13 protein-coding genes are annotated in these 14159 nt (G+C 67.8%); 10 read left to right on the forward strand and 3 right to left on the reverse strand.

All coding sequences use genetic code 11. The features are described from left to right. Window positions 1-38: 38 nt before the first annotated feature. The gene (gene rsmD / locus AC57BR_RS24185) at window positions 39-644 is read left to right on the forward strand and encodes a 16S rRNA (guanine(966)-N(2))-methyltransferase RsmD (protein ID WP_496365146.1); all 606 of its coding nucleotides are present in this window, start codon (window positions 39-41) and stop codon (window positions 642-644) included. Here rsmD and AC57BR_RS24190 read toward each other — a convergent pair whose 3' ends face one another. Both AC57BR_RS24190 and AC57BR_RS24195 read right to left on the reverse strand, forming a co-directional pair. Next, on the reverse strand, window positions 645-1430 hold the full coding sequence (locus AC57BR_RS24190; protein ID WP_496365147.1) for a spermidine synthase: 786 nt from the start codon (window positions 1428-1430) through the stop codon (window positions 645-647). A gap of 2 nt (window positions 1431-1432) precedes the next feature. Then, complete coding sequence (locus AC57BR_RS24195) at window positions 1433-2641, reverse strand: aminotransferase class I/II-fold pyridoxal phosphate-dependent enzyme (RefSeq protein WP_496365148.1); 1209 nt, start codon at window positions 2639-2641, stop codon at window positions 1433-1435. A gap of 91 nt (window positions 2642-2732) precedes the next feature. Here AC57BR_RS24195 and coaD point away from each other — a divergent pair, with 91 nt between their 5' ends. From coaD to ftsY, 7 genes are all read left to right on the forward strand, one after another. Next, window positions 2733-3212 (forward strand): pantetheine-phosphate adenylyltransferase, encoded by a 480-nt coding sequence (gene coaD, locus AC57BR_RS24200; RefSeq protein ID WP_236803789.1) that lies wholly within the window; start codon window positions 2733-2735, stop codon window positions 3210-3212. 168 nt (window positions 3213-3380) lie between these two features. Then, the gene (locus AC57BR_RS24205; RefSeq protein ID WP_496365149.1) at window positions 3381-3905 is read left to right on the forward strand and encodes a YceD family protein; all 525 of its coding nucleotides are present in this window, start codon (window positions 3381-3383) and stop codon (window positions 3903-3905) included. A 36-nt stretch (window positions 3906-3941) separates the two neighbouring features. Next, window positions 3942-4145 carry a 50S ribosomal protein L32 gene (gene rpmF, locus AC57BR_RS24210; RefSeq protein ID WP_009356569.1) on the forward strand — a complete coding sequence of 68 codons (204 nt, stop codon included), beginning with the start codon at window positions 3942-3944 and terminating at the stop codon, window positions 4143-4145. 21 nt (window positions 4146-4166) lie between these two features. After that, window positions 4167-4922: a ribonuclease III gene (rnc, locus tag AC57BR_RS24215; protein WP_496365150.1), complete on the forward strand. Its 756-nt coding sequence runs from the start codon at window positions 4167-4169 to the stop codon at window positions 4920-4922. Between the two features lie 6 nt (window positions 4923-4928). Next, window positions 4929-5900 carry a bifunctional DNA-formamidopyrimidine glycosylase/DNA-(apurinic or apyrimidinic site) lyase gene (gene mutM / locus AC57BR_RS24220; protein WP_496365151.1) on the forward strand — a complete coding sequence of 324 codons (972 nt, stop codon included), beginning with the start codon at window positions 4929-4931 and terminating at the stop codon, window positions 5898-5900. Between the two features lie 121 nt (window positions 5901-6021). Beyond that, window positions 6022-9612 carry a chromosome segregation protein SMC gene (gene smc / locus AC57BR_RS24225; RefSeq protein ID WP_496365152.1) on the forward strand — a complete coding sequence of 1197 codons (3591 nt, stop codon included), beginning with the start codon at window positions 6022-6024 and terminating at the stop codon, window positions 9610-9612. Window positions 9613-9699: 87 nt separating this feature from the next. Then, on the forward strand, window positions 9700-10926 hold the full coding sequence (gene ftsY, locus AC57BR_RS24230) for a signal recognition particle-docking protein FtsY (protein ID WP_496365153.1): 1227 nt from the start codon (window positions 9700-9702) through the stop codon (window positions 10924-10926). 60 nt (window positions 10927-10986) lie between these two features. On the opposite strand, the gene AC57BR_RS24235 is transcribed toward ftsY, so the two are convergent. Further along, window positions 10987-12231, reverse strand: a complete 1245-nt coding sequence (locus AC57BR_RS24235; protein WP_496365154.1) for an MFS transporter — start codon at window positions 12229-12231, stop codon at window positions 10987-10989. Window positions 12232-12458: 227 nt separating this feature from the next. Here AC57BR_RS24235 and AC57BR_RS24240 point away from each other — a divergent pair, with 227 nt between their 5' ends. Both AC57BR_RS24240 and AC57BR_RS24245 read left to right on the forward strand, forming a co-directional pair. Further along, on the forward strand, window positions 12459-13817 hold the full coding sequence (locus AC57BR_RS24240; protein WP_496365155.1) for an ammonium transporter: 1359 nt from the start codon (window positions 12459-12461) through the stop codon (window positions 13815-13817). Continuing rightward, entirely contained in the window at window positions 13814-14152 is a 339-nt protein-coding gene (locus AC57BR_RS24245) for a P-II family nitrogen regulator (protein WP_003806050.1), read from the forward strand. The genes AC57BR_RS24240 and AC57BR_RS24245 overlap by 4 nt, the downstream gene beginning before the upstream one ends. Window positions 14153-14159 lie beyond the last annotated feature (7 nt).

The following is a 14159-nucleotide window of genomic DNA, read 5'->3' on the forward strand; positions in this document are numbered from 1 at the left end:
CCCCTGCCACCCGGGCCGGCGCCGGCGGGGGACGGGGCATGAGCAGGATCGTTGCCGGCGCCGCGGGCGGAACCCCGCTGGCCAACGTTTCGGGGTCTCTGACGCGGCCCACCACGGACCGGGTCAAAGAGGCGCTGTTTTCCCGGCTGGACGCGTTCAACGTGCTTGGCGGCGCCCGGGTCCTGGACCTGTACGCCGGATCCGGGGCGCTGGGGGTCGAGAGCGCCAGCAGGGGAGCCGAATCAGTCGATCTGGTGGAGTTCGACGCCAAGGCCAGCGCCGTGTGCCAGCGGAACGCCGACCTCATCAACGGAGTCCTGGGCCGCAAGGCCGTCACGGTGCACCGCTCCAAGGTGGAGTCCTTCCTCGACCGCGCGGCCGGGGACGCCACATGGGACGTTGCCTTCCTGGACCCGCCATACCCGCTCGAGGAGCCCGCGCTGGCGTCCGTCCTGGCAAAGCTGGCACCGCACCTCAACGACGGGGCAGTGGTGGTGGTCGAACGGTCGTCCCGCGCCACCGAACCCGGGTGGCCGGAAGGCCTGGAGCGGTTTGCCGAGAAGAAGTACGGCGAGACCCGGCTGTGGTACGCCGAACCGTCCAGTGGCCAGGATGTGGACCTCGCGCTGGAGGCCGAGGACTAGTTAGTCTGACAACCGGTCCAGTTCCACGCCGGCAAGGACCTTGGCCGGATGCGGTCCGCGTGCCGTGAGGGCGGCAGTCCACTCCGGCGGCCACGGCTTCCTGGTGCCGGCAAGGATGATGTTCCCCGGATACTTTCCCGTGAACATGCCCGCTTCCGCGCAGGCGGCGACGTCCGTCATGGCACTCCGCAGCGCAGCCACCTGGCTCCGGACCAGCGTCAGGCCCGGCTCGTCGCCCACATTAACGATCAGCACGCCACGTTCCGTGAGAAGCGCCGCGGCTTCCCGGTAGAACCCGGTGCAGGCGATATGCGCCGGCGCCTCCGGGCCGGAGAAGATATCCAGGATGACGACGTCGAAACGCAGATCCGCGGGCAGCTCCGCCAGGGCAGCACGCGCGTCGCCGATAACGGTATGCAAGTCGGTGCCGTCCGGCAGCGGCAGGCGATCCAGCACGAAATCGAGCAGCTCCCGCTCCAGCTCCACGGCGTACTGCACGGAGCCGGGGCGCGTCGCCTGGATGTACCGCGCCAGGGTCAGGGCGCCGGCCCCCAGGTGAAGCGCACGGATGGGCTCACCCCACGGAGCGGCGAGATCCACGATGTGCCCGATGCGGCGCAGGTATTCGTAGAAGATGTCCTGGGGGTCGGCCAGGTCCACGTGGGACTGCTCGGCCCCGCCGATGCTGAGCACGAACCCGCCCTCTGTATAGGTATCGGGTTCGATGACAGCGTGCTGGCCGGTGGCGCGCAGGAAGCGCGATGCCCGGGAGGCGCCGTCGGCCATGGTCAGAGCCTGTCCCGGAGGGTCGCCAACCTTGCGGCGGCCTCCTCGAGGACTTCGTTGCGCTTGCAGAAGGCGAACCGCAGCAAGCTGCGGGTCCGTTCCGCGCCCTCGGGGTGGCAGAACACGGGCACCGGGATCGCCGCCACGCCCACCAGCTCTGGCAGGCGCCGGGCCAGGTCCACCGAGTCCCGGATGCCCAGGGGCGAGGTGTCCACGTTGACGAAGTAGGTGCCATCTGGCGTGAACACGTCCAGGCCTGCCGCGCGCAGCCCCTCGCTGAGGATGTCGCGCTTTTTCCGCAGTGTGGCGGAGATGCCCTGGTAGAACTCGTCGGGCAGGGCCAGTCCGGTGGCGATGGCACTCTGGAACGGGGTGCCGGAACTGTACGTGAGGAACTGCTTCACCGTCCGGACCGCCGCTACCAGCTGCTCCGGGCCGCTCAGCCAACCGACCTTCCACCCGGTGAAGGAGAACGTCTTGCCCGCCGAGGAGATGGTGATCGTCCTGCCGGCGGCCCCCGGCAGCGTGGCCACCGGTATGTGGCGGACGCCGAACGTGAGGTGCTCGTAAACCTCGTCGGTGATGATGATCGCGTCATGCTTTCCGGCGAGGTCGACGACGCGCTGAAGCACCTCGCGCGGGAAGACCGCACCGGTGGGGTTATGCGGGTTGTTCAGCAGCACCACTTTGGTGCGGTCGGTGAACGCCGCTTCCAGGGCGGCGGAATCCGGGAGGAAATCGGGGGCCAGCAGAGGGGCAGTGACATGCGTGGCGCCGGAGAGCCCGATGATCGCGCCGTAGGAGTCGTAGAACGGTTCGAAGGTCAGGACCTCGTCGCCGGGGCCGACGAAAGCCAGCAGGGACGCGGCGATGGCCTCGGTGGCGCCGGTGGTGACGATGATTTCAGTGTCCGGGTCCGGTTCCAGTCCGTAGAACCGGCTCTGGTGTGCGGCGACGGCCTGCCGCAGCTGCGGGATCCCCTTGCCGGGCGCGTACTGGTTGGAGCCTTCGGCGATCGCCGCCTGGGCGGCCGCCTTGATCTCCGCGGGACCGTCCTCGTCGGGGAAACCCTGCCCCAGGTTGATGGCGCCGGTCTGCATGGCCAGCGTGGTCATCTCCTCGAAGATCGTCACGCCCAAAGCGCCATCACTGGCCAGCAGGTTTGCCCCGGTGGCCGCACGCTGCCAGGGCGCCGGAAGTGTCTGTGTCATTGGTTTCCTGCCTGTCTGTTCAGCCGCGGCCCCGTGGCGGCCGGTGCCCCAGTCATGGTATCCCGGCCCGCCGATACGGTAGGTTCGGAGCATGAGACGCGCCGTATGCCCAGGCTCCTTCGACCCCATCCACAATGGACACCTCGAGGTCATCGCCCGTGCCGCGAGTCTCTTTGATGAAGTGATCGTCGCCGTGTCCACAAACTATGCCAAGAAGTACCGCTTTCCTTTGGAGGAACGGATCGAGATGGCACGGGAGACGCTGGCCTCCCTCCGGGGCATCGTCGTCGAACCCGTCGGGGAGGGGCTCTTGGCGGAGTACTGCCGGCAGCGCGGCGTGTCCGCCATCGTGAAAGGGCTGCGGTCGTCGTCGGACTTTGACTACGAGCTTCCGATGGCGACGATGAACCGCCAACTGAGCGGAGTGGAGACGGTATTCCTTCCGGCGGAGGCGCACTACCTTCACCTGTCGTCCACCCTCATCAAGGAAGTGGCCTCCCTGGGCGGAAGTGTGTCCGAGTACGTTCCCAGATCCGTGCTGAAACGGCTTCTTGCGGGCGGCGCGCCTTAGGCCTGCCTGCCCTCCAGGGGGTAGGCTTGTCCGGTACGTTTCCGGTGCACGCCGGCCGCGTGCCCCGGCGTGGCATCCGGTTTGAGTCCGTCAGGGAGTTCAGGCTAAGATGGTACGTCGGTCATATGTTCAACAGGAGTTCTCATTAAGCGAGATGCAAGTTCGCCCTTGATGTTAGATGTCAAGGACCTCGGACGCAGTCCGGGGAGCATGCGTACACTGACGGAACATGTACCCGCGCCGGGGGATCTTGGCGTGGCGCTCATTGGCGTTCAGGAAGGCTCGGACATCGAGCTCGACCTGAGGCTTGAGGCCGTACACGAAGGAATTCTGGTATCAGGAACCGCCCTCGCCGAAGTAAAAGGTGAGTGCGGCCGATGCCTGGATCCCCTTGCGTATGACCTTGAGGTCAATGTGCAAGAACTTTTCTTCTACGAAGGCGTACAGCTTTCTGACGGGGAAGATGATGAAGAGCAACGTCGAGTCGAGCACGATCTGATCGATCTTGAGCCGGTGTTGCGGGACGCAGTTGTTACCATGCTGCCGTTCCAGCCGGTGTGCCGGGAAGACTGCCAGGGTCTGTGTTCCGAATGCGGAGCGCGCCTGGAAGACGAGCCGGGGCACCACCACGAGGTCGTAGATCCTCGCTGGGCTGCCCTAGCTGATCTGGCTAAGCCTGACCGGCAAAATTGATTTGTAAGTGTTTTTCTAGAGAGAAATGAGTTAGCCGTGGCTGTTCCCAAGCGGAAAATGTCTCGCTCGAATACCCGCGCCCGCCGCTCCCAGTGGAAGGCAACTGCCCCCCACCTGGTGAAGACCGTCGAGAACGGCCAGGTTACCTACAGCCTGCCGCACCAGGCAAAGGTCGTTACCGACTCGGCTGGCACTGCGCTGTTCCTTGAGTACAAGGGCCGCAAGGTCGCGGACGTCTAATCGGCCTCCAAGCTGATCAGGATGTCTTCAACTGAAGAGCTTCTGAAGCGTCTCGGTGTCTTCATTGACGCCGGGACGCTTCGTCTTGCTCTGACACACCGTTCGTACGCCTATGAAAACGGCGGCATACCCACCAACGAGCGCCTTGAATTCCTGGGCGACTCCATCCTGGGATTCTCCGTCACCGACGCGCTGTACCGCGACAACCCGACGCTCCCGGAGGGCGACCTGGCCAAACGCCGGTCGGCCGTGGTGAGTACCCGCGCCCTCGCCGGTATCGGCCGCAGCCTGGGCATCGGCGATTATATCTACCTCGGCCAGGGCGAGAAGCTCACCGAAGGCAAGAACAAGGCCTCGATTCTGGCTGACACCATGGAAGCCCTCATCGGCGCCACCTACGTGTCCAACGACATCGAGACCGCCCGCCAGCTGGTGATGCGCCTCATCGGACCGCTCCTTAAAGACGCCGCCGCCCTCGGCGCCGGCACGGACTGGAAAACCAGCATCCAGGAGCTGGCCGCGGGACGGCAGCTGGGCAGCATCTACTACGCCGTAGAGGGCTCCGGCCCGGACCATGCGCGCACCTTCGTCGCCGTCCTCCATATCGGCGGAACTGCCTACGGAACGGGCTCCGGCCACTCCAAGAAGGAAGCCGAGCAGGAAGCTGCGGCAGATGCCTGGCGGAAGCTCTCGGGTACGGAGGCCAAGGTCTCCGGCACGGAGTCTGCAGCGGAGGACGCAAAGGCGGCCCCGTCGGAATCCGCCGCGGGCAGCTAAGCCCCCGTGCCTGAACTTCCCGAAGTCGAGGTGGTCCGCCGCGGCCTGGTCAACTGGGTGCGCGGCCGGACCATCACCGGCGTCGACGTGGTTGACCCGAGGTCCGTGCGCCGGCATGCCCTGGGCCCCGAGGATTTCGCCGGGAACCTTGAGGGGGCCACAGTCCTCGATGTCGTCCGCCGCGGCAAGTTCCTGTGGATGCCGCTGCAGGCGGACGGTGCGCAGCGCGCCGACACAGGTGCCGGCGGTTCAGGGCTGCCGGCCGTCGCGCTCATGGCCCACCTCGGCATGAGCGGGCAGCTTCTGATGCAGGACAGCTCTGTCCCGGACGAGAAGCACCTGAAAATCCGCCTGCGGCTGAGCCCGGCGGGAACCATGCCGGAGCAGCTGCGGTTCGTGGACCAGCGCATCTTCGGCGGCCTCTTCGTCACCACACTCGTTCCCACGGACGACGGCGGCCCCGGCGGAGTCGCGGAGGACCCGGTGCCGGTCATCGCCGAGGAAGCCTCGCACATCGCGCGCGACCCCCTGGACCCGCATTTTTCCTTTGACACCTTCTACCGCCGTCTACGGAAGCGGAAGACCGGGCTCAAACGCGCACTGCTGGACCAGGGGCTGGTCTCCGGGATCGGCAACATCTACGCCGACGAGGCCCTCTGGCGGGCCAAGCTGCACTATGCGCGGCCCACCCACACCCTCCGGCGGGCCGACGCCGAGCGCGTCCTCGCCGCTGCCCGCGACGTGATGACCGATGCCCTGGCCGCCGGCGGCACCAGCTTCGATTCCCTGTACGTCAACGTCAATGGCGCGTCCGGCTACTTTGAGCGGTCCCTCAACGCCTACGGCAGGGAGGGGGAGGAATGCCGGCGCTGCGCGGCCGCGGGGATCCGCAGCATCCTGAAGCGCGAGCAGTTCATGAACCGTTCCTCCTACACCTGCCCCGTGTGCCAGCCGCGGCCGCGCAACGGCCGCTGGTGACAAGTGCCACCCTGTTCAGGGGCCCCGGAAGGCCGTAAATCCGGGGATTCCGGCCTGCTTGCCACTAGATTTGGTGGAGGACAAGCAGCCGCTGCCGCCACCTATGGAGATCTGAAAAACCTTGCACCTCAAAAGTCTGACCGTCCGGGGCTTCAAGTCGTTTGCGTCGGCAACGACGTTCGACTTTGAGCCTGGCGTCACGGCAGTCGTCGGGCCCAATGGCTCGGGCAAGTCCAACGTGGTGGACGCCCTCGCCTGGGTCATGGGGGAGCAGGGCGCCAAAACCCTCCGCGGCGGCAAGATGGAGGACGTCATTTTTGCCGGCACCTCCGGCCGTCCCCCGCTGGGCCGCGCGCACGTCTCCCTCACCATCGACAACACCGACGGCGCACTGCCGATTGAGTACAGCGAAGTCACCATCTCCCGCACGCTGTTCCGCACCGGCGGCTCCGAGTACGCCATCAACGGCTCAGCCTGCCGACTCCTGGACATCCAGGAACTCCTCTCCGACTCCGGACTCGGCCGCGAAATGCACGTCATCGTGGGACAGGGGCAACTGGACCGGGTCCTGCACGCCACTCCCGAGGACCGCAGGGGCTTCATCGAGGAAGCCGCCGGCATCCTCAAACACCGGCGGCGCAAGGAAAAGACGGTCCGCAAGCTGGAAGCGATGCAGGCCAACCTCCAGCGGCTCAGCGACCTGACCGGGGAAATCCGCCGGCAGCTCACACCGTTGGGCAAGCAGGCAGAGGTGGCACGGCGCGCGCAAACCGTCCAGTTCGAGGTCCGCGATGCCCGGGCACGGCTGCTGGCCGATGACCTGGTCCGGCTCCAGACCATCCTTGCACAAGACATCGCCGACGAGTCCGCGCTGAAGGCGCGGCGCGCCGTCGTCGAAACCCAACTCGAGGAAGGCCGCCGGCGGCAGGCGTCCCTCGAGCAACTCGCGGCGGAGGCGACGCCCCAGCTGAACGCCGCCCGGGACACGTGGTACCAGCTATCCGCGGGACGGGAGCGCCTGCGTTCGCTCGCTTCCCTGGCGCAGGAACGCTGCCGCCTGCTGGGCTCCGCAGACCCCGCGCCGGAGCCGGGCCGGGACCCGGAACAGCTGGAGCGGCAGGCCGCACGGGTCCGCGCCGAGCAGTCGGACCTGGAAAAGGACATCCTCGAAGGGCGGGCCGCGCTGGAGGCGGCCACCGCCGCCAAGTCAGCGGCCGAGGACGCCGCCGCGGCCGAGGAGAAGCGGCTCACCGCCGCGCTGCGGGCGGCCGCCGACCGGCGCGAGGGCCTGGCACGCCTGGCCGGCCAGGTGGGGGCAGCACGGTCCAAAGTGGAATCGGCCCAGGCCGAAGTCGGCAGGCTGCGCGAATCCCTGGCCGCCGGCGATGAGCGCCGCCGGCATGCCCAGTCCGAGTTCACCGCGCTCGAATCGCAGGTGGCGGGGGTCGAGGACGGCGAGGAAACCCTTGATGCCGAATACGAGGACGCCAGCGCCGCCCTCGACGGCATCCTCGCCGAGATCGATTCACTCAAAGGCGCCGAACGCGACGCCGTCCGTGAACGGGACGCCTTGAAGGCACGGCACGAGGCCCTGCAGCTGGGCCTCAACAGGAAAGACGGCTCCGAGCATGTCCTCGGTGCCGGGGTGGCCGGCACCGTCGGCCCGCTGGCCGCGGCCCTGACCGTCGAACCGGGCTATGAGGCCGCCGTTGCGGCAGCCCTGGGCAGCGCTTCGGACGCCATCGTGGTCCGGGATGCCGGAACGGCGGCAGAACTGGTGCGCCTCCTCCGGGACGACGACGCCGGCCGGGCCACGCTGCTGCTCGAGGCCGCGGGGGCTGCGGCCCCGGCCCACGACGATGCCGCCGGGGCCCTGCCCGCCGGTGCCCGCCCGGTGGTGGACCTGGTGACGGCCTCCGGAACCACGGCGGCTGCCGTGCGAACATTGCTCGCTGCCACCGTCGTCGTCGATGGCCACGACACGGCGGCGGTCCTCGTCGCCGAGCGTCCCGACCTTACCGCTGTGACGCTCGCTGGCGATGTGTTCACCGCCTGGACCGTTACCGGCGGTTCCGCGAAGGCGCCCTCACTGCTTGAGGTGCAGGCCGCCGTCGACGATGCCGCATCCCGACTGACGGCCGTCACCGCCGGGCTGGAACAGTGCCGCTTTGCCCTCGCCGGCGCCGAGGGCCGCCGCGCCGAGGCGCAGGAACGGGCCGACGCCGCGCTGGAACGCCTGCACGAATCGGACGCCCGGCTGGCGGCGGTGGCCGAACGGCTGGGCCACCTCAACTCGGTCCTGCGCAGCGCCGTCGGCGAAAGCGAACGGCTGGCCGCGTCACTGGCCCGCGCCGAGGCAAACATCGTGACCGAACAGGAGGCGCTGACGACGGTGACCGCCCGGCTGGCGGCGGCACAGGACGCCCCCGCCTCGGAGGAACCGTCCACGGAGCAGCGGGACGCCCTGGCCCTGGCCGCATCGCAGGCACGGTCCGCCGAAATGGAAGCCCGTCTGTCCCTGCGCAGCCGGGAAGAACAGCTCACAGCCATCCGCAACAGGGCCACTTCGCTGGAACGGGCGGCAGCCTCGGAACGCCGGGCGCGGGAGCAGGCGGCCGAACGGGCGCGCCGTCGAAGGCTCCAGGCCAAGCGGGCCGCAGCCGTCTCGGCCGCGGCGGAGCAGCTGATCCGGTTCAGCGATGTTTCCGTTGAGCTGGCCAGCCGGGAACGGGACCACGCCGAGCAGGTCCGGGAGCAGCGGGACCGGGAGCTGGCCGAGATCCGCACTGCCAACGATGCGCTGGCCCGCGAACTGGCGGACCTGACCGACTCGGTGCACCGCGACGAGCTGGCCCGTGCCCAGCAGCGGCTTCGGATCGAGGCGCTGGAAACGAAGTCCGTGGAGGAGTTGGGGCTGACGGCCGACCAGCTCGTGGCGGACTACGGGCCTGACCAGCCGGTGCCCGTGGCCGCTGCCGCGTCCAAGGACAAGTGGGCCGCGCTGCGTGCGCCGGTCGATGCCGCGGGCCAGCCACTGCTGGAAGGCGTGCCGTTCGTCCGGGAGGAGCAGGAAAAGCGGCTCCGCAAGGCGGAACGCGACCTGTCATCGCTGGGCAAGGTCAACCCGCTGGCGCTGGAGGAGTTCGCCGCGCTGGAGGAACGCCACCAGTTCCTCAGCACCCAGCTGGAGGACCTCAAGGCCAGCCGCAAGGACCTGCTGGACATCATCAAGGAAGTGGATGACCGCGTGCAGAAGGTCTTTTCGGAAGCCTTCGCGGACACCTCGGCCCAGTTTGTGCGGGTCTTCGGCCGGCTCTTCCCCGGCGGCGAGGGCAGGCTCGTCCTGACCGACCCCACGGACATGCTCACCACCGGCATTGAGGTTGAGGCCCGGCCCGCGGGCAAGAAAATCAAGCGGCTGTCCCTGCTGTCCGGCGGCGAGCGGTCACTCACCGCGGTGGCCCTGCTCGTGGCCATCTTCAAGGCCCGGCCCTCGCCGTTCTACGTCATGGACGAGGTCGAGGCCGCCCTCGATGACACCAACCTGGGCCGGCTCATTACGATCTTTGAAGAGCTCCGGGAATCCAGCCAGCTGATCGTGATCACCCACCAGAAGCGGACCATGGAGGTGGCCGACGCGCTCTACGGCGTGACGATGCGGGGCGACGGCGTGTCCACCGTTATCAGCCAGCGGCTGGGAGCGGACGTCTAGAAGACGTCCAGGGCCACGGCGGCGGTGGCTTGCCCGTCCCGTATGCGGCTTGTGAGAAGCGCCTGTGGCTTGTGAGAAGCTAGGGGTGTGAATGACATCATCCCCATTCTTCTGCCCATTCTTGCTGCCCTCGTAATTATCGGCGGGCTGGTCCCGGTGCTGATGAAAGCCCGGAAATCCGGCAAACAGTACCCCGGCACCCGGGACGCCAACGATCCCGTTAGGCCGCTCGGAGGCGGAGGGACACTCCTCGAGGACGGCCCGGCTGCGCCTGCCGCGCCTGCAGGGCCTGCAGTCCGAAAGGATCCGGACGCCGTCGACCTTGAAGGGCTGGAGGCCGAGGTCCCGGATGACGCCGCCGGCCTGGAAACCATTCAAGTGGAGACGCCGTTGCCCGTGGCCGGGCGGCTCACCCGCCTCCGGGAGCGCTTGGTCAAGTCCAACAACGTGCTCGGAAAGGGCCTTCTGGCACTGCTCTCCAGTGACAAGATCGATGAGAACGTCTGGGATGAGGTGGAGGAGACCCTCCTCCTGGCCGACCTTGGGACCGAACCCACCATGCAGCTGGTGGACGCGCTCCGCGAACGCGTGAAGGTCCTTGGCACCCGCGACCCCGAGCATGTCAAGGCACTGCTCCGGGAAGAGCTCATCAAGATCGTGGACCCGTCCATGGACCGGAGCCTGCGGATTGAACGGCACGCGGACAGGCCCGCCGTCGTGATGGTGGTCGGTGTCAACGGCGTGGGCAAGACCACTACGGTGGGAAAGCTGGCCCGCGTCCTCGTGGCGGAGGACAAGGACGTCCTGCTCGGCGCTGCCGACACCTTCCGCGCAGCCGCCGCCGAGCAGCTGGCAACCTGGGGACAGCGCGTGGGGGTTCCCACAGTGAAATCCGACATCGACGGCGCGGACCCGGCGTCCGTGGCCTACGAGGCCGTCAAGGCCGGCATTGACCAGGAAGTCGACGTCGTCATGATTGACACTGCCGGCCGCCTGCAGAACAAGGTCGGCCTCATGGACGAGCTCCGCAAGGTCAAGCGTGTCGTGGAAAAGCTGGCAGAGGTGGACGAGGTCTTGCTGGTGCTGGACGCCACCACCGGCCAGAACGGGCTCAACCAGGCGCGGGTCTTCGCCGAGGTTGTCGACATCACCGGCATCGTGCTGACCAAGCTGGACGGAACCGCGAAGGGTGGCATCGTCGTCGCCATCCAGAAGACCCTTGGCGTGCCCGTGAAGCTCATCGGCCTCGGCGAAGGCGCGGACGACCTCGCACCGTTCGAAGCCGAGGGCTTCGTGGACGCCCTCCTGAACTAGCCCGCATCCCAAGTAAGTAGCAGCAGGGGGCGTTCCCAGCCGTGGGAACGCCCCCTGCTGCTACCCAGTCGGGGTCCGCTGCACCGTCTCCCGCGCGGCCAGCCAGCCCAGGGCCGCGACGAGCAGCACCGCGCCTGTCGCCGCGAACGCCCAGCTGTAACCGAGGCGGTCCGCCAGTAAACCGACGAGCACCGGACCGAGGATGGCGCCGATATCGGACGTCATCTGGTAGGCGGCCAGCACCGGTCCGCCCGAACGTTCGCGGCCGATCACGTCGGCGACCGCTGCCTGCTGCGCCGGGTTGAGCATTCCCGCGCCCACTCCGGCCAGCATCGAGGCGGCCAGGAACCACCCCAGCCCCTGCGTCAGCCCGATTCCCGCGGTGGCCGCACCGGTGACCACGAGGCCGGCCACCATCATCGGCTTCCGGCCCAGGCTGTCCGCCAGCCGGCCCGACACGGTCAGGGCGAGGGCGTTCCCGGCGGCGAAGACTGCCAGCGCCCAGCCGGCGGCCCCCGGGCCTGAGTCCAGGGCCGTGACGGCAAACAGCGGCACCGTGGCCATGCGCACGCCGAAGGTCGCCCACCCGTTGGCGAAGCTGGAGAGCATGGCTGCCCGGTACGCGCTGTCCCTGAAGGCCTCGGTCAGTTTCATGGCAGGCGCCCCTGCTGCCTCACTGCGGGCTGAGCCGGGGACATGGCTGAGCTGCGTCTGCACCACCAGGGCCGCGAGAACCAGCGCGCCCGCGTAGGCCAGGAACGGGACGCGCAGGCCGAATCCGGCCAGCAGGCCGCCGACGATGGGCCCGCAGACATTGCCGATCAGGAACGCCGACGCGTACGCACCTGACACCCGGCCGCGGCTCTCCGGCGGCGCCAGCCTGATCACCAGCGCCATCGATGCCACCGTGAACATGACCGACCCGGCACCGCCCAGCCCGCGGAACACCAACAGCTGCCAGTAATTCTGCGCGAAGGCGCACGCCGCGGTGGACGCCGCCACGATGAGCAGGCCCGCGACGTAGACCGGGCGTTCGCCGAGCCTGCCGATGAGCGCCCCGCCGGCGGGCGCGAACAGCAGCCGCATGAACGCAAAGATACTGACGATGACGGCGGCGGCCGTCGCGCCGACGTCGAATGTGGTGGCGAACTGCGGCAGTACCGGAGCCACGAGGCCAAAGCCCAGTGCTATCAGGAACGCTGCGACGAGCATCACCTTGATGTCACGGGGCAGCGGAGCGCCCGCGGGGCGGCGGACCGCCGGGAACCGTAGTTTTCCCGCGGCGTTACGGGGGAGTGGCGTCATGGAGCGGGGAATCCTTGCGAAACGGATGGAACGGGCGTTTGGGGCGGTTGAAACATAACCGTAACAAGCAGGATATGCACCATTTACGTCAGGGAGGTTGTTGTAACAGGCCGGCAATCTAAATCCTCCGCCAGCGAAACACACCGCGGCAAAACTTGATTCAGGACGCAAAAGGCGTTGGGCAGGCGGATCACTCCGCAGCATTTCGATCAGAGAGGACGTGCACCATGGAACTTACCGCAGGTCACGTATGGCTCATGGTGGCGGCGGCACTCGTGCTGTTCATGACACCAGGTCTGGCATTTTTCTACGGCGGCATGACACGCGCCAAGGCAGCGCTGAACATGATGATGATGAGCTTCATCTCCATCGGCATGGTCGGCGTGGTGTGGGTACTTTGGGGCGCCTCGATGAGCTCCGGTGAGGGATTCCTGCAGATTGTCGGGAACCCGTTCGCCACCTTCGGCCTCGAGGGCATCACCACCCCTGACGGCCTCATCAAGGTCGGCTACGCGGCCACCTTCGCGATCATCACCGTCGCCCTCATCAGCGGCGCCATCGCAGACCGCGCCAAGTTCGGCGCCTGGAGCGTCTTCGTGCCCGTCTGGGTCACGCTGGTGTACTGCCCCCTCGCCTACATGGTCTGGGGCGGCGGGCTCTTCGGCCCCGAGGGCGCCATCGGCAAGGCCCTCGGCCCCGCAATCGACTTCGCCGGCGGCACCGTGGTCCACATCAACGCCGGTGTTGCCGCGCTGATCCTGGTCCTTATCATCGGCAACCGCAAGGGCTTCGGCAAGGACCCGAACCACCGCCCGCACAACATCCCGTTCGTCATGCTCGGAGCGGCCATCCTGTGGTTTGGCTGGTTCGGCTTCAACGGTGGCGCCGCCACGACCGCGGAACAGGGCGGCCTGATCTGGATCAACACCCTGGCCGCTCCGGCCGCAGCCATGCTCGGCTGGCTGGTCACCGAACGCGTCCGCGACGGCCACCCCACCTCGCTGGGTGCTGCCTCCGGCGTGGTCGCCGGTCTCGTCGCCATCACCCCGGCCTGCGCAAACGTCAGCCCGGTCGGCGCCCTTGGACTTGGCGTCGTTGCCGGTGTGGCCTCCGCACTCGCCGTCGGCCTCAAGTTCCGCTGGGGCTTCGATGACTCCCTGGACGTCGTCGGCGTGCACCTCGTCTCCGGCATCATCGGCACCGTGGCCCTTGGCTTCATCGCCCTCCCCACCGACGGTGTCGGCGGCGGCCTCTTCTACGGCGGCGGCCTGACCCAGCTCTGGGCCCAGCTGGCGGCAGCCGGGATCTCGATCGCCTACTCGGCGGTCCTGACCACAATCATCGCACTGGCCATCCACAAGACCATGGGCTTCCGGGTCTCCCAGGAGCAGGAAGCGGTGGGAGTGGACCTCAGCCTGCACGCCGAAACCGCCTACGAGTTCGGCGTCGGCGGCCACGGCGGCAGCTTCCAGCCACTGCATGAGCTGATCACCGGCGGCCAGACCAGCGGCACCGACGCGGTTCCTGCAGGGACCGACGGCAAGAAGACAGAAGCAGCAGCAGGTAAGGAAAGCGTGGGGGCATGAAACTGATTACAGCAATCGTTCGTCCGGAGAAGCTCGAATCGATCCGCGAAGGCCTTGAGGCCTACGGGGTCCAGGGCCTGACGGTCAGCGCGGCCAGCGGCTACGGCCGGCAGCGGGGTTACACCGAGGTCTACCGCGGCGCCGAGTACAACGTGGACCTGCTGCCCAAGATCCGCGTCGAGGTGCTGGCCACGGACGAACAGGCTGACGACATCCTGGATGTCATCATCGCCAGCTCCAACACGGGCCGCGCCGGCGACGGTAAGGTCTGGACGGTCGATGTCTTCGAAGCAGTGCGGGTGCGGACGGGTGAACGCGGCGTAGCCGCCATCTAGCACCAGC

It is taken from the genome of Arthrobacter sp. BGA-UO-ETr-C19 (assembly GCF_059568005.1).